We start from the raw sequence: 17475 nt of genomic DNA on the forward strand, positions 1-17475 counted from the left end.
GGGTGATCTGCTTCGATGAGTTCTTCGTCTCCGACATCACCGACGCCATGATCCTCGGCACCTTGATGGAAGAGCTGTTCAAAAATGGCGTGACCCTGGTCGCGACGTCGAACATCGTGCCCGACGGTTTGTACAAGGACGGCCTGCAACGCGCGCGCTTCCTGCCGGCCATTGCGCTGATCAAGCAGAACACCGAAATCGTCAACGTCGACAGCGGCGTCGACTACCGCCTGCGTCACCTGGAGCAAGCGGAGCTGTTCCACTTCCCGCTGAACGAAGCGGCGCATGAAAGCTTGAAAAAGAGCTTCCGCGCGCTGACGCCGGAATGCACCCAAGCGGTGGAAAACGACAAGTTGATGATCGAGAACCGCGAAATCATCGCGCTGCGTACCTGCGATGATGTGGCCTGGTTCGACTTCCGCGCCTTGTGCGACGGCCCGCGCAGCCAGAACGATTACATCGAGCTGGGCAAGATTTTCCATGCGGTGATCTTGAGTGGCGTGGAGCAGATGAGCGTCACCACCGACGACATCGCGCGCCGCTTTATCAACATGGTCGACGAGTTCTACGACCGTAACGTCAAGCTGATCATCTCGGCGGAAGTCGAGCTCAAGGACCTCTACACCGGCGGTCGCTTGAACTTCGAATTTCAGCGCACGCTGAGCCGTTTGCTCGAGATGCAATCCCACGAGTTCCTGTCGCGCGGCCACAAGCCGTAAGAACGCTGTAGATCAAATGTGGGAGCGGGCTTGCCCGCGAAGGCGCTGTGTCAGTCAACCAATCAGGTGACTGAACCACCGCTTTCGCGAGCAAGCCCGCTCCCACATTGGTGTGGGGTGACTGCAGAGCGATCATCTACCAGGCAACGGAGATCATCTGTGGGAGTCGGGCTTGCCCGCGATGGCGCTGGGTCAGTGACAGAGGCCTCCACTGATACACCGCTATCGCAGGCAAGCCAGCTCCCACATTGATGTGTGATTGCCTTAGGTCAGGCCGCCTGCTGAAACTGCTGGCGGTATTGGTTGGGCGACAGCTCGGTGTGCTGCCTGAACAGCCGCGCGAAGAAGCTCGCATCGTCGTAACCCACTTCGTAGCTGATGGTCTTGATGCTTTTGCGGCTGCCCGACAGCAGGCCCTTGGCCGTCTCGATGCGCAGGCGCTGCAGGTAATGCAGGGGCTTGTCGCCGGTGGCGGTCTGGAAGCGGCGCATGAAGTTGCGAATGCTCATGCCGTGTTCCCGGGCGACGTCTTCGAAGCGGAACTTGTCGGCAAAATGTTCTTCGAGCCAGTGCTGGATCTGCAGGATGATCACGTCCTGGTGCAGCTTCTGGCCGCCAAACCCGATGCGCCCCGGCGCGTAGCTGCGCTGCACTTCGTAGAGGATGTCGCGGGCCACCGCTTGGGCGATGTTGGCGCCGCAGAAGCGCTCGATCAGGTAGATGTAGAGGTCGCAGGCCGAGGTGGTGCCGCCGGCGCAGTACAGGTTGTCGGCGTCGGTGAGGTGCTTGTCTTCGTTGAGCTGGACCTTGGGGAAACGCTCGCTGAAGGCATTGAAGAAGCGCCAGTAAGTGGTCGCCTCCTTGCCGTCGAGCAGCCCGGCTTCGGCCAGCCAGAACACCCCGGTGGCCTCGCCGCACAGCACGGCGCCACGTGCGTGTTGTTCGCGCAACCACGGCAGCACTTGCGGGTAGCGGGTGCAGAGGGCGTCGAAGTCGTCCCAGAACGCGGGCAGCACGATGATGTCGGCGTTTTCCAAGCCGCCGTCCACCGGCATGATCACATCACTGAAGCTGCGCACCGATTGCCCGTCGGGGCTGACCAGGCGCGTTTCGAAGGCGGGCGTAAGGCCCTGGCCCAGCTGTTTGCCGTAGCGCAGGCTGGCGAGGTGGAAGAAATCCTTGGCTTGCATGAGGGTTGAAGCGAATACCCGATCAATGGCCAAAATGCTGACGCGCCGCAAGGGCGTGGAGATTTGGTTAGACATAATTTCATTTATTCTTATAGGGGAAAGTGGTCACCAGACGGCTGGATCGTCTTATTTTTTGTCGCATGTGTCCAGTGTCCCGTGACGCCTTCGCGGCATAGGCTCTGTGGGCTCGACCTTGTCCGACAATCCACGCAGGTGACCCATGATCCCCAGAACCTTGTTCAGCTCGGAGCACGAACTCTTTCGCGAGAGCGTGCGCACCTTCCTCGAAAAACACGCCGCGCCGTTCCATGGGCAGTGGGAAAAGCAGGGCTATGTCGACCGTGGGCTGTGGAGCAAGGCAGGGGAGGCGGGGATGCTGTGTTCCCATCTGCCGGAGGAATACGGCGGCCTGGGCGCGGACTTTTTGTACAGTGCGGTAGTGATCGAGGAGATTGGCCGACTGGGCTTCACCGGCATCGGTTTCTCGCTGCATTCGGACATTGTCGCGCCGTATATCCTGCATTACGGCAGCGAGGCGCTGAAGCACAAGTACCTGCCCAAATTGATCTCCGGCGAGATGGTCACGGCCATTGCGATGACCGAGCCGGGCGCCGGGTCCGACTTGCAAGGGGTGAAGACCACGGCGGTGCTGGACGGCGATGAGTATGTGATCAACGGCTCCAAGACTTTTATCACCAATGGTTACCTGGCGGAGTTGGTGATCGTCGTCGCCAAGACCGACCCCAAGGCTGGCGCCAAGGGCACCAGCCTGTTCCTGGTGGAAGCCGACACGCCGGGCTTCGACAAGGGCAAGCGCCTGGAGAAGGTGGGCATGAAGGCCCAGGACACCTCGGAGCTGTTTTTCCAGGACGTGCGCGTGCCCAAGGAAAACCTGCTGGGCCAGGCGGGCATGGGCTTCGCGTATCTGATGCAGGAGTTGCCCCAGGAGCGGCTGACCGTGGCGATTGGCGCGTTGTCGTCAGCCGAGGCGGCGCTGCAGTGGACCCTGGCGTACACCCGCGAGCGTAAGGCGTTCGGCAAGGCGATCGCCGACTTCCAGAACACCCGCTTCAAGCTGGCAGAAATGGCCACCGAGATTCAGATCGGCCGCGTGTTCGTCGACACGTGCATGGCGTTGCACCTGGAAGGCAAGCTGGATGTGCCTACGGCTGCGATGGCCAAGTACTGGGCCACTGACCTGCAATGCAAGGTGCTCGACGAGTGCGTGCAGCTGCACGGCGGTTACGGCTTCATGTGGGAATACCCGATTGCGCGGGCCTGGGCGGATGCGCGGGTGCAGCGGATTTATGCGGGGACCAATGAGATCATGAAGGAGATTATTGCGCGGTCGCTGTGATGATTTTGCAGTGCTGCTGATGGCCTCATCGCAGGCAAGCCAGCTCCCACAGTTGAACTGTGAACACATTCGAATGTGGGAGCTGGCTTGCCTGCGATAGCGGCCTAACGATCAATCAAGGCGCAGGGTTTGGATGATCCTTCTGAATCGCCTCAATCCCTTCCAGGACTTCCTTGGACAGCTTCAAGTCGGCACTGGCAATGTTGCTGTCCAGTTGCTCCAGGCTCGTCGCGCCAATAATGTTGCTGGTCACGAACGGTTGCTGGGTCACAAACGCCAGCGCCATCTGCGCCGGGTCCAAGCCGTGCTCACGGGCCAGAGCCACGTAACGGCTGCAGGCTGCTTCCGATTGCGGGTTGAAGTAGCGGGTGAAGCGGCTGTATTCCGTCAGGCGCGCCTTGGCCGGACGTGCGCCGTCTTCGTACTTGCCGCTGAGCATGCCGAACGCGAGGGGCGAGTAGGCCAGCAGGCCGCACTGTTCACGAATCGCGACTTCCGCCAAGCCCACTTCAAAACTGCGGTTGAGCAGGTTGTAGGGGTTCTGGATCGAGACGGCGCGGGTCCAGCCACGGGCTTCAGCCAGGGCCAGGAACTTCATGGTGCCCCACGGGGTTTCGTTGGACAGGCCGATGTGACGGATCTTGCCGGCCTTGACCTGCTCGTCGAGCACTTCGAGGGTTTCTTCCAGCGGCGTGAGATTGTCCTCGTCCTTGTGCTTGTAGCTCAGTTGGCCGAAGAAATTGGTGCTGCGTTCCGGCCAGTGCAGTTGGTAGAGGTCGATCCATTCGGTCTGCAGGCGTTTGAGGCTGGCGTCGAGGGCTTCGACGATGTGCTTGCGGTTGTGGCGCAGGTGGCCATCGCGGATGTAGTCGATGGTGTTGCCGGGGCCGGCGATCTTGCTGGCCAGGACCCAGTCGGCACGGTCGCCGCGGCTTTTGAAGTAGTTACCGATATAACGCTCGGTGGTGGCGTAGGTGTCGGCCTTGGGCGGCACCGGGTACATTTCCGCCGTGTCGAGGAAGTTGATCCCCGCGGCTTTGGCCCGTTCGATCTGCGCGAAAGCCTCTGCCTCGCTGTTCTGCTCACCCCAGGTCATGGTGCCCAGGGCTATCGCGCTCACGTTCAGATCCGTTCGGCCCAGCTGTCGATAATCCATCGGGTACTCCTTCGGGGAAAACAATCATAAAAGCAGGTTGAATTTTTTTTCGCAATCTGCATAATTGCCCACCTCTTTCTGCAGTGGAAGTGATGCGCCGCCTGCCGAAGAATCTTGCCGTTGAACGGACGCGCCGACCCGAGCCCCCGATAGCGTCTGTATCCGGCTGCCTTTGACTTGTCAAAGTACGCACTATTCAGTAAGATCCGCCGTCTAATTTACAGGGCGGCCCCTGAGGCTATTAAAGAATGACAACTTTTACTGCAAAACCGGAAACAGTTCAGCGCGACTGGTTTGTCGTCGACGCCGCTGGTCAGACCCTGGGTCGTCTGGCCACTGAAGTCGCCAGCCGTCTGCGTGGCAAGCACAAGCCTGAGTACACCCCTCACGTTGACACCGGTGACTACATCGTGATCATCAACGCTGAGCAGGTACGTGTTACCGGCAACAAAGCGCAAGACAAAATGTACTACCGTCACTCCGGTTTCCCAGGCGGTATCAAGTCTTCCAACTTTGAAGGCCTGATCTCCAAGAAGCCTGAAGCCCCGATCGAAATCGCGGTCAAAGGCATGCTGCCGAAGGGCCCACTGGGTCGCGATATGTTTCGCAAGCTGAAAGTCTATGCGGGCGCTGTACACCCTCATGCTGCTCAGCAGCCCCAAGAACTGAAGTTTTAACGGAATAGTTCATTATGTCGGCGACTCAAAATTACGGCACTGGCCGTCGCAAAACCGCAACCGCACGCGTTTTCCTGCGTCCGGGCACTGGTAACATCTCGATCAACAACCGCACTCTGGAAAACTTCTTCGGTCGCGAAACTGCCCGCATGGTAGTTCGTCAGCCGCTGGAACTGACCGAGACCGTTGAAAAGTTCGACATCTACGTCACCGTTATCGGTGGCGGTGTAAGTGGTCAAGCTGGCGCAATCCGCCACGGTATCACTCGCGCTCTGATGCAGTACGACGAAACCCTGCGTGGCGCTCTGCGCAAAGCTGGCTTCGTAACTCGCGATGCCCGTGAAGTTGAACGTAAGAAAGTCGGTCTGCGTAAAGCGCGTAAGCGTCCGCAGTACTCGAAGCGTTAATTCGCTTTACGTTCCACAAAAACGCCCAGCCTCCTCACGGAGCTGGGCGTTTTTTATTGCCTGCGATTTATGCACAAATTTCGCCGTGACAACTTGCCACATCCGTAGACCCCCTATACTACAAGGCCTGGAGGGGGAGCCTCGGGCAATTCCCTTGTCATACGTGGGGCTTTTCATTACCATCCGACAAAATTTTTATAAGTAAAAGATTCAACACTTAGTAGACGCCTGATTTAACAGGCCAAAAAGCTGATGGGAGAGGACTGAATGAGCAATGACGGCGTGAATGCAGGCCGGCGTCGCTTCTTGGTAGCAGCCACATCCGTGGTGGGTGCTGCAGGAGCGGTGGGGGCTGCGGTCCCGTTCGTGGGGTCATGGTTTCCCAGTGCCAAGGCGAAAGCCGCAGGTGCACCGGTGAAGGTGAATGTCAGCAAGATCGACCCAGGCCAGCAAATGATTGCTGAGTGGCGCGGTCAGCCAGTATTCATCGTTCGCCGTACCGAGGAAATCCTGGGGAATCTGAAGAAAATCGAAGGGCAGTTGTCTGACCCCGAGTCGAAGAATTCCGACCAGCCCGCTTACGTCGACAAGGAAGTTCGTTCGATCAAGCCAGAGATTTTGTTGCTGATCGGTATCTGCACCCACCTGGGGTGCTCGCCTACCTTCCGCCCGGAAGTGGCGCCTGCCGACCTCGGCAAGGACTGGGTCGGTGGCTATTTCTGCCCCTGCCACGGTTCCCACTACGACCTCGCTGGTCGCGTCTACAAGTCACAACCCGCACCACTGAACCTGCCAGTTCCGCCACATCATTACGAGACTGACAGTGTCATTGTCATTGGCGTCGACGAGGGGGGGAAAGCCTGATGAGCAAGTTCATGGATTGGGTGGATGCGCGCTTCCCCGCCACTAAAATGTGGGAAGACCATCTCAGCAAATATTACGCGCCAAAAAACTTCAACTTCTTCTACTTCTTCGGCTCCCTGGCTTTGCTGGTGCTGGTTAACCAGATCGTCACCGGCGTCTGGCTGACGATGAGCTATACGCCGTCGGCGGAAGAGGCGTTTGCCTCCGTCGAGTACATCATGCGTGACGTCGAGTACGGCTCGATCCTGCGTCTGCTGCACTCCACCGGCGCGTCGGCATTCTTCATCGTCGTCTACATGCACATGTTCCGTGGCCTGCTCTACGGTTCCTACCAGAAGCCTCGCGAGTTGGTGTGGGTCTTCGGCATGCTGATTTACCTGGCGCTGATGGCTGAAGCGTTCATGGGTTATTTGCTGCCGTGGGGCCAGATGTCGTACTGGGGTGCCCAGGTGATCATCTCGTTGTTCGGCGCGATCCCGGTGATTGGCAACGACCTGACCCAGTGGATTCGTGGTGACTACCTGATCTCCGGCATCACCCTGAACCGCTTCTTCGCCTTGCACGTGGTGGCCTTGCCAATCGTGATTTTGGGTCTGGTGGTGCTACACATCCTGGCGCTCCACGAAGTGGGTTCCAACAACCCCGACGGCGTGGACATCAAGAAGCACAAGGACGAGAACGGCATCCCGCTGGACGGGATTCCCTTCCACCCGTACTACACCGTGAAAGACATCGTAGGCGTGGTCGTGTTCCTGTTCGTGTTCTGCTCGATCGTGTTCTTTTTCCCGGAGATGGGCGGTTATTTCCTGGAGAAGCCTAACTTCGAACAGGCCAACGCCTTCAAGACACCTGAGCACATTGCCCCGGTCTGGTACTTCACGCCGTTCTACGCCATCTTGCGCGCGATTCCCGACAAACTCATGGGCGTGATCGCCATGGGCGCGGCCATTGCAGTGCTGTTCGTGCTGCCCTGGCTCGACCGCAGCCCAGTCAAGTCCATGCGCTACAAGGGCTGCCTGAGCAAGATCTGGCTGTGGGTGTTCTGCATCGCGTTCGTGATCCTGGGTGTTCTCGGTGTATTGGCGCCAACTCCCGAGCGTACGTTGCTGTCGCAGGTCTGCACCTTCCTGTACTTCGCCTACTTCATTCTGATGCCGTTCTACACCCGGCTCGAGAAGACCAAACCGGTACCGGAAAGGGTGACTGGCTGATGAAAAAATTATTCGTTGCATTCATTCTTGCGGCGCTGCCGCTGCTGTCCTTCGCCGCCGAGCATGGCCCCGAGTTGGAAAAAGTCGATATCGACGTGTCTGACAAAGCCGCCATGCAGGATGGGCTGCGCACCTTCACCAACTACTGCATGGGTTGCCACAGCGCCAAGTTCCAGCGTTACGAGCGTGTCGCCGATGACCTGGGCATTCCCCATGACGTGATGCTCAGCCATTCGGTGTTCACCGGCGCCAAGATCGGCGACCACATGACCATCGGCATGCAGCCCGCCGACGCCAAGACCTGGTTCGGTGCCGCACCGCCTGACTTGACCCTGGTGGCCCGTGTACGCGGTACTGATTGGCTGTACGGTTACCTGAAATCCTTCTACGAAGACCCGACGCGCCCTTATGGCGTGAACAACGAAGTCTTCCCGAATGTCGGCATGCCAAACGTTCTGGTCGGCCTGCAGGGTCGCCAAGTGGTAGGATGCAAGCAGGTTCAGGTCGTTGAAGACGGCAAGAAGCAATATGATCCGTTGACGGGCACGCCTTTGACCCATGAAGCGTGCGATCAACTGACCATCGTGCCCAACACCGGTACGCTGAATGAAGAGCAGTTCGACGAGACGGTAAAAAATCTCGTGACCTTCCTGGCCTACTCGGCCAATCCGGTCAAACTGCAGCACCAGCGCATCGGTACGTACGTCTTGCTTTACCTGGCTTTCTTCTTCGTATTCGCCTATCTGCTCAAACGCGAATACTGGAAGGATGTGCATTGATCCAACCGTAAGCAATTGCTGTTAATCTTGCGCGCCCAGCGGCATCTCTGAACACGTAGCGGTCTGGTTGAACCAGGCACTACAGGGATGCTCTCTGGGCGCGCTCGTTTTTGAGCTTTCGATAATTTCAACAAGCGAGGAGGACCGCCATGGGCGTGACCAACCGGTTGGCCTGTTACTCCGACCCCGCCGACCACTATTCCCACCGAGTACGCATCGTGCTCGCAGAGAAGGGTGTCAGCGCCGAGATCATCAGTGTGGAGGTGGGTCGTCATCCACCGAAGCTGATCGAAGTGAACCCTTACGGCAGCTTGCCCACCCTGGTCGATCGTGACCTGGCGTTGTGGGAGTCAACCGTGGTGATGGAATACCTGGATGAGCGTTACCCGCATCCACCTTTGCTGCCGGTATACCCGGTGGCGCGTGCCAACAGCCGCCTGCTGATCCATCGGATCCAGCGTGACTGGTGCGGGCTGGTGGATGTGATTCTGGATTCACGCAGCAAAGAGGCCGCCCGTGTCGTGGCGCGCAAGGAATTGCGCGAGAGCCTGACCGGCGTTTCGCCGCTGTTCGCCGACAAACCTTTTTTCCTCAGCGAGGAACAAAGCTTGGTGGATTGCTGCCTATTACCCATACTCTGGCGCTTGCCGATCATGGGCATTGAACTGCCACGGCCGGCCAAGCCGTTGCTTGATTACATGGAGCGCCAGTTTGCGCGTGAGGCTTTCCAGGCGAGTCTGTCTGGTGTCGAACGCGATATGCGCTAAGGCTTAAGGAGCCGCTGATGAACTCCAGTCGACCGTACCTGGTCCGCGCGCTCTATGAGTGGATTGTGGACAACGATTGCACCCCGCACATGCTGGTCAATTCCGAATTTCCTGCGGTTCAGGTTCCGCAGGGTTTTGCCAGTGACGGACAGATTGTGCTGAACGTATCACCCAGTGCCGTGCGCCACCTGCACATGGACAACGAAGCGGTCAGCTTCGAAGGGCGTTTCGGCGGTGTGCCGCATACGCTGTTCGTGCCGATTGGCGCCATCCTCGGCATTTATGCCCGGGAGAACGGCCAAGGCATGGTGTTCGATCTGGAGTCGCCTTTCGAGGACGACGACGCGATCGAAGGCGAAGACGGTGATGATGTGCCGCCACCGGACGCCGAGCCTCCGCGCCCTAGCGGTCGGCCGAGCCTGAAAGTGGTGAAGTAACCGGCTTTCACCTTCGGGTGAGCCCTGAAAATGCCTCGACAGTTGTCGGGGCATTTTTTTGCGTGGCTGATATGGATGAAAGTCGTGTCAGAGCGGTGATCGTACAACCGCCATGGGCTATGATGCCCGCTCAAGTTCGCCGAGAAAGATGATTCATCATGGAAAACGCCAACACCGCCCCTCGTCTTCCCCGCAAGCGCCGCAGCCTTGCCCAGGAATTGGTCACGGTGTTGTCCGAGCAGATCCGCGACGGTCAGCTCAAGCGTGGCGACAAGCTGCCCACCGAGTCGGCGATCATGGACGCCCATGGCGTCAGCCGCACCGTGGTGCGTGAAGCCATCTCGCGCCTGCAGGCGGCGGGGCAGGTGGAAACCCGTCACGGCATCGGCACTTTTGTGCTGGACACGCCAAGCCCGAGCGGCTTCCGCATCGACCCGGCCACCGTGGTGACGTTGCGTGATGTGCTGGCGATCCTGGAGCTGCGGATCAGCCTTGAAGTGGAATCTGCCGGGCTGGCTGCACTGCGTCGCAGTGATGAGCAGTTGGCCGCCATGCGCGCCGCCCTCGATGCCCTGAACGAAAGCGCCGCCCATGCCGGCGATGCTGTTGCGTCAGACTTCGCGTTCCACCTGGAAATCGCGCTGTCCACCGGCAACCGTTACTTCACCGACATCATGACTCACCTGGGCACCAGCATTATTCCGCGTACCCGCCTGAACTCGGCGCGCCTGGCCCATGATGACCAGCAGCACTACATGGGCCGCCTGAGCCGCGAACACGAAGAAATTTATGAGGCGATCGCCCGCCAGGATTCGGACGCAGCGCGAGCAGCCATGCGCCTGCATTTGACCAACAGCCGCGAACGTCTGCGCCACGCCCATGAAGAGGCAGAAGCGCAGCGTTAGCGGCTGATCGTTCCCACGCTCCGCGTGGGAATGCCGCTTTGGACGCTCCGCGTCCGCTCTTGGAGCATGACGCGGAGCGTCACCGGATGCATTCCCACGCAGAGCGTGGGAACGATCAGCTTAGTTGGCAGGCTGGTTCGGCTTGTAGTCCTTGAGCAGCAGGTACGTGCTCCAGCCCCACCAATCATTGGTCCAGTGCTTGTCGTTCAGGTCATTTACGTCCTGACGGCGCAACACCTTGTCTCCCTCCATCTTGAACAGCGGCGAAAAGTTATTCGTCGGGTTCTGCGCCGCGTTCAGATCCGGCACATACAGCGGCGCCTTGAAGTTGGCCGGAGAGGGCGCGACACCGCTGATGAAGGTCTCGAAAATTTCATCGGCAGAGGCTTGCACCGCGCGTTTGACCATCGCCCGATTGGCTGCGTCGATGCTGTCGAAGTAACGTTTATCCCCATACGCATGCCATTGATCGCCCATGGCATTGCGCACCTTGAGCCCGAACTTGCTGTCTTCGTCGTGCATGAAGCGGCTGATCAACGAACCCAATTCCCCTGGTGTCACGACCGCTGCCAGTTGTTTGCGCGGCACTCGCAAATGGCCGGCGGAAAACAGGTCGGTCAAAAAATGATCAGCGAAGCTGTTCATCGCGTAGGCCAGTTCCAGCGCCTGGTCGGTGCCGGTTTGATGCGCGACGACGGCCTGTTGCAGCGCCGCCGTATGGCCAGCCAGGTAGGCCGACAGTGCCCATTCGCCGAAGTGGTCGGCGTTGTCCGCGGCCAGTTTCAAGTAGCGCCCCAAAGGGATCAGCGCCGACACTGCGCTGCCGCCGCCGGTGATGCGGTTCCACTCTTCCGACAACGTATCTCCCAGTGCGTCATAGGCTTCGTGGGGTTGCTTGCCGTCTTTGATCGCCTGGTTGACCGCGTTGATCTCCTTTTGCATCACCGCAAGGATTTTCCCCGCCTCTTCCCGTGACGCCGGGAGCACGGCCAGCGAATTAAACGCTGCCGTGAAACGCTGCACGCGGTCGGCAGGGGAGCTGCCATCGCTGATGGGCTGGCCCGGAATGCCATAGAAATCGCCGCCCAGGGCAATCACTTGGCCGTAGGTGAGCGCCAGCCCGTTCGGCAGGTGCAGTTCAACGTGGTGTGCGGGGATCGCCGGCGCGTCTTTAACGAAGCGCAGCTGGGTGTCATCACCGATTGCGGTGTGTTCGCCGCCCTCAAAACGCAGGGTGGGTGGGTTTTTTTCGGGTGCAGCGAGTTCAAGACCTGACATGTTAGCTCCTTGCTATGTCGTGGGATTCTTCCGTGTTAGCTGTATGTATATACAGCTAATCGGAGCATAGAGGAAAAATTTCCTACGTCAAGAACGCCACCCGAGCCTTTCCCCGACATGAAGGCTGATGAATTGCAGTTGACGAATCTTTTTATAGTTGTACGATGACGTACGACATCAACAAACCAACAACAACCTTTCGACAGAAAGTCTTCGCCCAGGGTGTTCGAATAATGAATCCACAAGAACTGAAGTCCATCCTCTCCCACGGTCTGCTGTCTTTCCCGGTGACCGATTTCAACGCCCAGGGTGACTTTCACCAAGCGGGCTACATCAAGCGTCTCGAATGGTTGGCCCCTTACGGCGCTACCGCCTTGTTCGCCGCCGGCGGCACCGGTGAGTTTTTCTCCCTGGCCGCCAGCGAATATTCTCAAGTGGTGAAGACCGCTGTTGATACCTGCGCCACCAGCGTGCCAATCCTCGCCGGTGTTGGCGGTTCGACTCGCCAGGCCATCGAGTACGCCCAGGAAGCCGAACGCCTCGGCGCCAAGGGCTTGTTGTTGCTCCCGCACTACCTGACCGAAGCCAGCCAGGACGGGGTTGCCGCCCATGTGGAAGCCGTGTGCAAGTCGGTCAAGATCGGCGTCGTGGTCTATAACCGCAACGTCTGCCGCCTGACCGCGCCACTGCTGGAACGCCTGGCTGAACGCTGCCCGAACCTGATCGGCTACAAGGACGGCCTGGGCGATATCGAACTGATGGTGTCGATCCGCCGTCGCCTCGGTGACCGTTTCAGCTACCTCGGCGGCCTGCCGACTGCAGAGGTTTATGCCGCTGCCTACAAGGCCCTGGGCGTGCCTGTGTACTCCTCGGCGGTGTTCAACTTCATCCCGAAAACCGCGATGGACTTCTACCACGCGATTGCCCAAGACGATCACGCCACCGTCGGCAAGATCATCGACAACTTCTTCCTGCCTTACCTCGACATCCGTAACCGCAAAGCCGGTTACGCGGTGAGCATCGTCAAGGCGGGCGCCAAAATCGTCGGCTACGACGCCGGCCCGGTGCGCACGCCGTTGACCGACTTGCTGCCGGAAGAATACGAAGCCCTGGCCGCGCTGATCGACAAGCAAGGTCCGCAGTAACTCATCAACAAGGCCGCTGAGAGATCAGCGGCCTTTTGCGTCAGGAGAAGATTTGTGTCCCAAGCCAAACGTTTCGATAACTACATCAACGGCGAGTGGGTGGCCGGTGCCGACTATTGCGTCAACATCAACCCGTCGGAGCTTTCCGATGTGATTGGCGAATACGCCAAGGCTGATGTAGCCCAAGTCAACACTGCCATCGACGCCGCACGGGCCGCCTTTCCGGCCTGGTCGACCTCCGGCATCCAGGCTCGCCACGATGCCCTGGATAAAGTCGGCAGCGAAATCCTCGCGCGTCGCGAAGAACTCGGCACCTTGCTGGCCCGCGAAGAGGGCAAGACCTTGCCCGAAGCCATCGGCGAAGTGACCCGCGCCGGTAATATCTTCAAGTTTTTCGCCGGCGAGTGCCTGCGCCTGTCCGGTGACTACCTGCCGTCGGTGCGCCCGGGCGTCAATGTTGAAGTCACCCGTGAAGCCCTGGGTGTGGTCGGTCTGATCACGCCGTGGAACTTCCCGATTGCCATCCCGGCCTGGAAAATCGCTCCGGCCCTGGCCTACGGCAACTGCGTGGTGATCAAACCGGCCGAGCTGGTACCCGGCTGCGCTTGGGCGCTGGCCGAAATCATCTCTCGCGCCGGCTTCCCGGCTGGCGTGTTCAACCTGGTGATGGGCAGTGGTCGTGTGGTCGGCGACGTGCTGGTCAACAGCCCGAAAGTCGACGGCATCAGCTTCACCGGTTCGGTGGGGGTGGGTCGTCAGATCGCCGTCAGCTGTGTGTCGCGCCAGGCCAAAGTGCAGTTGGAAATGGGCGGCAAAAACCCGCAGATCATTCTCGACGACGCCGACCTCAAGCAGGCTGTCGAGCTGTCGGTGCAGAGTGCGTTCTACTCCACCGGCCAGCGTTGCACCGCGTCCAGCCGCTTTATCGTCACGGCCGGGATCCACGATCAGTTCGTCGCGGCCGTGGCTGAGCGCATGAAGTCGATCAAAGTCGGCCACGCCCTGAAAAGCGGTACCGACATCGGCCCGGTGGTCTCCCAGGCCCAACTGGACCAGGACATGAAGTACATCGATATCGGCCAAAGCGAAGGCGCGCGGCTGGTCAGCGGTGGCGGTCTGGTCACGTGCGATACCGAAGGTTACTACCTGGCGCCGACGCTGTTTGCCGACAGCGAAGCCGCCATGCGCATCAGCCGTGAAGAGATCTTCGGCCCGGTGGCCAACGTGGTCCGCGTGGCCGATTACGAGGCCGCGCTGGCCATGGCCAACGACACCGAGTTCGGCCTGTCGGCAGGTATCGCCACCACGTCGCTGAAGTACGCCAACCACTTCAAGCGCCATTCCCAGGCCGGGATGGTGATGGTCAACCTGCCAACGGCCGGTGTGGACTATCACGTTCCGTTCGGTGGCCGTAAGGGTTCGTCCTACGGTTCGCGTGAGCAAGGTCGCTATGCGCAAGAGTTCTACACCGTGGTGAAAACCAGCTACATCGGTTCGTAACACGCAACACCTGTGGGCGCTGGCTTGTGTAGGCGCTGGTTTGCCTGCGATGCAGTCACCTCGGTGTTTGAGTTACACCGCGTTGAGGCCATCGCAGGCAAGCCAGCTCCCACATAAAAGCGGCTCCTGCACTGAACAAAAAATTGATTACCCGCAAAAAAAATAATTAGTGGGAGTACATCTTCATGCAAGCGACCAAGCCGACTCACGTCCGCTATTTGATCCTGCTCATGCTGTTCCTGGTGACCACGATCAACTACGCCGACCGTGCGACCATCGCCATCGCAGGCTCCAGCCTGCAAAAAGACCTCGGCATCAGCGCGGTCACCCTCGGTTATATCTTCTCTGCGTTCGGTTGGGCCTACGTGGCCGGGCAAATCCCCGGTGGCTGGCTGCTGGACCGGTTCGGCTCGAAAAAAGTCTATGCCCTGAGCATCTTCACCTGGTCGCTGTTCACCATCCTGCAGGGGTATGTGGGCGAGTTTGGGGTTTCCACCGCGATCGTCGCGCTGTTTATGTTGCGCTTCCTGGTGGGCCTGGCCGAAGCGCCATCGTTCCCCGGTAACGCGCGCATCGTGGCCGGCTGGTTCCCCACCGCCGAACGCGGCACCGCTTCGGCGATCTTCAACTCGGCGCAATACTTCGCCACGGTGTTGTTCGCGCCGCTGATGGGCTGGATCGTCTACAGCTTCGGCTGGCAGCATGTGTTTATCGTGATGGGCGGCATCGGCGTGGTGTTCTCGCTGATCTGGCTGAAAATTATCCACAGCCCGCGCCAGCACCCGATGATCAACGAGGCCGAACTCAAGTACATCTCCGAGAACGGCGCAATGGTCGATATGGACCAGGAAAAGCCCAAGGGCCAGAAAACCGACGGTCCGAAGTGGGATTACATCCGTCAGTTGCTGACCAACCGCATGATGCTTGGCGTGTACCTTGGCCAATACTGCATCAATGGCATCACTTATTTCTTCCTGACCTGGTTCCCGGTGTACCTGGTGCAGGAGCGTGGCATGACCATTCTCAAGGCCGGGTTCATTGCCTCGTTGCCGGCGATCTGCGGGTTTATCGGCGGCGTGCTGGGTGGGATCATTTCCGATTACCTGCTGCGCAAAGGTCATTCACTGACCTTCGCCCGCAAGGCGCCGATCATCGGTGGGTTGTTGATTTCCTGCAGCATCGTGGCCTGCAACTACGTGGATATCGAGTGGATGGTGGTGGGCTTCATGGCCTTGGCCTTCTTCGGTAAAGGCGTTGGCGCACTGGGTTGGGCGGTGGTGTCCGACACCTCGCCGAAACAAATCGCCGGGCTCAGCGGCGGTCTGTTCAATATGTTTGGCAACCTGGCGTCCATCAGCACGCCGATCGTGATTGGTTACATCATTGCCACCACCGGCTCGTTCAAGTGGGCGCTGGTGTTTGTGGGTGCCAACGCGCTGCTGGCCGTGTTCAGCTATCTGGTAATCGTCGGCCCGATCAAACGCGTGGTGCTCAAAGAGCCGCCCGCCAAAGGGCCCGAGCTGACTAAACTTTCCCAAGCGCATTCCTGAGGTTCGTGTGATGCAGTTGATTGAACATGCCGACTCGCCGCGCTCGATTCGTTTGCACGCGCGCGACAACGTAGTGATCGTGGTCAATGACCAAGGCGTACCGGCCGGCACCGAGTTCCCGGACGGGCTGGTGACCGTGGATTTTATCCCCCAGAGCCACAAGGTGACCCTGGAAGATATCCCCGAAGGCGGTGAGATTATTCGCTACGGCCAGACCATCGGTTACGCCCTGGCGCCGATTCCACGCGGCAGTTGGGTGCAGGAAGATCAACTGCGCATGCCCACCGCGCCGCCGCTGGACAGCTTGCCGTTGTCCACCGAGGTGCCTGAAGCCCAGGCGCCGCTGGAAGGCTTTACCTTCGAGGGTTACCGCAACGCCGACGGCACCGTGGGCACGCGCAATATCCTTGGTATCACCACCACGGTGCAGTGCGTCACTGGCGTGCTGGACCATGCGGTCAAGCGCATCAAGGACGAACTGCTGCCCAAGTACCCGCACGTCGATGACGTGGTGGCGCTGACCCACAGCTACGGCTGCGGCGTGGCGATCACCGCGACGGATGCCTACATCCCGATTCGCACTGTGCGCAACCTGGCGCGCAACCCGAACCTGGGTGGCGAAGCCTTGGTCATCAGCCTGGGCTGCGAGAAATTGCAGGCCGGGCAGGTGATGCATGACAACGACAGCTCGGTCGATTTGAGCGAGCCGTGGCTGTACCGGCTGCAGGATTCCAGCCACGGCTTTACCGAAATGATCGAGCAGATCATGGCACTCGCCGAAACGCGCTTGAAGAAACTCGACCAGCGCCGCCGGGAAACCGTGCCGGCGTCCGAACTGATTCTGGGCATGCAGTGCGGCGGCAGTGATGCGTTTTCCGGCATCACCGCCAACCCGGCGCTGGGGTATGCCTCGGACTTGCTGCTGCGGGCCGGCGCCACGGTGATGTTTTCCGAAGTGACTGAAGTACGCGATGCAATTTACCTGCTGACTTCTCGCGCCGAGACCAAGGAAGTGGCCCAGGCCCTTGTCAGGGAAATGGACTGGTACGACCGTTACCTGGCCAAGGGCGAAGCGGATCGCAGCGCCAATACCACGCCGGGCAACAAGAAGGGCGGGCTGTCGAACATTGTCGAGAAGTCCTTGGGCTCCATCGTCAAATCCGGCAGCAGCGCGATCAACGGCGTGCTTGGCCCGGGCGAGCGCTTCAAGAGCAAAGGCCTGATTTTTTGTGCGACGCCGGCCAGTGACTTTGTGTGCGGCACCTTGCAGTTGGCGGCGGGGATGAACCTGCATGTGTTCACCACCGGGCGTGGCACGCCTTACGGGCTGGCGATGGCGCCGGTGGTCAAGGTGTCGACGCGTACGGAGCTGGCGCAGCGCTGGCCGGACCTGATCGATATCGACGCCGGGCGCATTGCGACCGGGCGCGCGAGCATTGAGGAATTGGGCTGGGAGTTGTTTCACTTTTACCTGGATGTGGCCAGCGGCAAGAAGCAGACGTGGGCGGAGCAGCACAAGCTTCACAACGACAT

Annotated in this window: 17 protein-coding genes; 14 read left to right on the top strand and 3 right to left on the bottom strand. The window is 59.6% G+C overall.

The window, feature by feature from the left end:
* On the top strand, window positions 1-719 hold a 719-nt coding region (zapE, locus tag WBB95_RS11430), incomplete at its 5' end, for a cell division protein ZapE (protein WP_424487693.1).
* Window positions 720-988: 269 nt separating this feature from the next.
* On the opposite strand, the gene WBB95_RS11435 is transcribed toward zapE, so the two are convergent.
* Window positions 989-1909: a GlxA family transcriptional regulator gene (locus WBB95_RS11435; RefSeq protein WP_424487705.1), complete on the bottom strand. Its 921-nt coding sequence runs from the start codon at window positions 1907-1909 to the stop codon at window positions 989-991.
* Window positions 1910-2129: 220 nt separating this feature from the next.
* Between WBB95_RS11435 and WBB95_RS11440 the strand changes: the two genes are divergently transcribed.
* Window positions 2130-3266: an acyl-CoA dehydrogenase family protein gene (locus WBB95_RS11440; protein ID WP_424487694.1), complete on the top strand. Its 1137-nt coding sequence runs from the start codon at window positions 2130-2132 to the stop codon at window positions 3264-3266.
* A 115-nt stretch (window positions 3267-3381) separates the two neighbouring features.
* Here WBB95_RS11440 and WBB95_RS11445 read toward each other — a convergent pair whose 3' ends face one another.
* Entirely contained in the window at window positions 3382-4422 is a 1041-nt protein-coding gene (locus tag WBB95_RS11445; RefSeq protein ID WP_424487695.1) for an NADP(H)-dependent aldo-keto reductase, read from the bottom strand.
* A 248-nt stretch (window positions 4423-4670) separates the two neighbouring features.
* Here WBB95_RS11445 and rplM point away from each other — a divergent pair, with 248 nt between their 5' ends.
* The 8 genes from rplM (at window position 4671) to WBB95_RS11485 (ending at window position 10469) form a co-directional block, all read left to right on the top strand.
* Window positions 4671-5099: a 50S ribosomal protein L13 gene (gene rplM, locus WBB95_RS11450; protein ID WP_003171742.1), complete on the top strand. Its 429-nt coding sequence runs from the start codon at window positions 4671-4673 to the stop codon at window positions 5097-5099.
* Between the two features lie 14 nt (window positions 5100-5113).
* Window positions 5114-5506, top strand: a complete 393-nt coding sequence (gene rpsI / locus WBB95_RS11455) for a 30S ribosomal protein S9 (protein ID WP_003216038.1) — start codon at window positions 5114-5116, stop codon at window positions 5504-5506.
* Between the two features lie 267 nt (window positions 5507-5773).
* A complete protein-coding gene (petA, locus tag WBB95_RS11460; RefSeq protein ID WP_424487696.1) occupies window positions 5774-6370 on the top strand; it encodes a ubiquinol-cytochrome c reductase iron-sulfur subunit in 597 nt (198 codons plus the stop codon).
* Complete coding sequence (locus WBB95_RS11465; protein WP_424487697.1) at window positions 6370-7581, top strand: cytochrome b; 1212 nt, start codon at window positions 6370-6372, stop codon at window positions 7579-7581. Before petA ends, WBB95_RS11465 begins: the two co-directional genes overlap by 1 nt.
* Window positions 7581-8360 carry a cytochrome c1 gene (locus WBB95_RS11470; protein WP_424487698.1) on the top strand — a complete coding sequence of 260 codons (780 nt, stop codon included), beginning with the start codon at window positions 7581-7583 and terminating at the stop codon, window positions 8358-8360. The genes WBB95_RS11465 and WBB95_RS11470 overlap by 1 nt, the downstream gene beginning before the upstream one ends.
* Before the next feature lie 149 nt (window positions 8361-8509).
* A complete protein-coding gene (locus WBB95_RS11475; RefSeq protein WP_058414356.1) occupies window positions 8510-9127 on the top strand; it encodes a glutathione S-transferase N-terminal domain-containing protein in 618 nt (205 codons plus the stop codon).
* Between the two features lie 17 nt (window positions 9128-9144).
* On the top strand, window positions 9145-9564 hold the full coding sequence (locus WBB95_RS11480; protein WP_424487699.1) for a ClpXP protease specificity-enhancing factor: 420 nt from the start codon (window positions 9145-9147) through the stop codon (window positions 9562-9564).
* 158 nt (window positions 9565-9722) lie between these two features.
* The gene (locus WBB95_RS11485; protein ID WP_339550777.1) at window positions 9723-10469 is read left to right on the top strand and encodes a FadR/GntR family transcriptional regulator; all 747 of its coding nucleotides are present in this window, start codon (window positions 9723-9725) and stop codon (window positions 10467-10469) included.
* Window positions 10470-10589: 120 nt separating this feature from the next.
* On the opposite strand, the gene WBB95_RS11490 is transcribed toward WBB95_RS11485, so the two are convergent.
* Complete coding sequence (locus tag WBB95_RS11490) at window positions 10590-11747, bottom strand: phospholipase (RefSeq protein ID WP_424487700.1); 1158 nt, start codon at window positions 11745-11747, stop codon at window positions 10590-10592.
* Window positions 11748-11980: 233 nt separating this feature from the next.
* Between WBB95_RS11490 and kdgD the strand changes: the two genes are divergently transcribed.
* The 4 genes from kdgD to garD all read left to right on the top strand — a co-directional run.
* Complete coding sequence (gene kdgD, locus WBB95_RS11495) at window positions 11981-12892, top strand: 5-dehydro-4-deoxyglucarate dehydratase (protein WP_424487701.1); 912 nt, start codon at window positions 11981-11983, stop codon at window positions 12890-12892.
* Between the two features lie 54 nt (window positions 12893-12946).
* Entirely contained in the window at window positions 12947-14392 is a 1446-nt protein-coding gene (locus WBB95_RS11500; RefSeq protein WP_424487702.1) for an aldehyde dehydrogenase family protein, read from the top strand.
* Window positions 14393-14577: 185 nt separating this feature from the next.
* Window positions 14578-15942, top strand: coding sequence for an MFS transporter (locus tag WBB95_RS11505; protein WP_424487703.1), 1365 nt, complete (start codon window positions 14578-14580; stop codon window positions 15940-15942).
* A gap of 10 nt (window positions 15943-15952) precedes the next feature.
* Window positions 15953-17475: galactarate dehydratase (gene garD, locus WBB95_RS11510; protein ID WP_424487704.1), on the top strand; the 1523-nt coding region annotated here is incomplete at its 3' end.

Origin of the sequence: Pseudomonas sp., from assembly GCF_049645325.1 — a bacterium.
Classification (GTDB): Bacteria; Pseudomonadota; Gammaproteobacteria; order Pseudomonadales; family Pseudomonadaceae; genus Aquipseudomonas.

Bases quoted from the DNA above. Each gene is read 5' to 3' on its own strand.
- WBB95_RS11480 (WP_424487699.1), top strand. From the start codon at position 9,145: ATGAACTCCAGTCGACCGTACCTGGTCCGCGCGCTCTATGAGTGGATT.
- WBB95_RS11505 (WP_424487703.1), top strand. From the start codon at position 14,578: ATGCAAGCGACCAAGCCGACTCACGTCCGCTATTTGATCCTGCTCATG.
- WBB95_RS11470 (WP_424487698.1), top strand. From the start codon at position 7,581: ATGAAAAAATTATTCGTTGCATTCATTCTTGCGGCGCTGCCGCTGCTG.
- WBB95_RS11440 (WP_424487694.1), top strand. From the start codon at position 2,130: ATGATCCCCAGAACCTTGTTCAGCTCGGAGCACGAACTCTTTCGCGAG.
- WBB95_RS11435 (WP_424487705.1), bottom strand. From the start codon at position 1,909: ATGCAAGCCAAGGATTTCTTCCACCTCGCCAGCCTGCGCTACGGCAAA.
- WBB95_RS11445 (WP_424487695.1), bottom strand. From the start codon at position 4,422: ATGGATTATCGACAGCTGGGCCGAACGGATCTGAACGTGAGCGCGATA.
- WBB95_RS11475 (WP_058414356.1), top strand. From the start codon at position 8,510: ATGGGCGTGACCAACCGGTTGGCCTGTTACTCCGACCCCGCCGACCAC.
- kdgD (WP_424487701.1), top strand. From the start codon at position 11,981: ATGAATCCACAAGAACTGAAGTCCATCCTCTCCCACGGTCTGCTGTCT.
- rpsI (WP_003216038.1), top strand. From the start codon at position 5,114: ATGTCGGCGACTCAAAATTACGGCACTGGCCGTCGCAAAACCGCAACC.
- petA (WP_424487696.1), top strand. From the start codon at position 5,774: ATGAGCAATGACGGCGTGAATGCAGGCCGGCGTCGCTTCTTGGTAGCA.
- WBB95_RS11485 (WP_339550777.1), top strand. From the start codon at position 9,723: ATGGAAAACGCCAACACCGCCCCTCGTCTTCCCCGCAAGCGCCGCAGC.
- rplM (WP_003171742.1), top strand. From the start codon at position 4,671: ATGACAACTTTTACTGCAAAACCGGAAACAGTTCAGCGCGACTGGTTT.
- WBB95_RS11465 (WP_424487697.1), top strand. From the start codon at position 6,370: ATGAGCAAGTTCATGGATTGGGTGGATGCGCGCTTCCCCGCCACTAAA.
- WBB95_RS11490 (WP_424487700.1), bottom strand. From the start codon at position 11,747: ATGTCAGGTCTTGAACTCGCTGCACCCGAAAAAAACCCACCCACCCTG.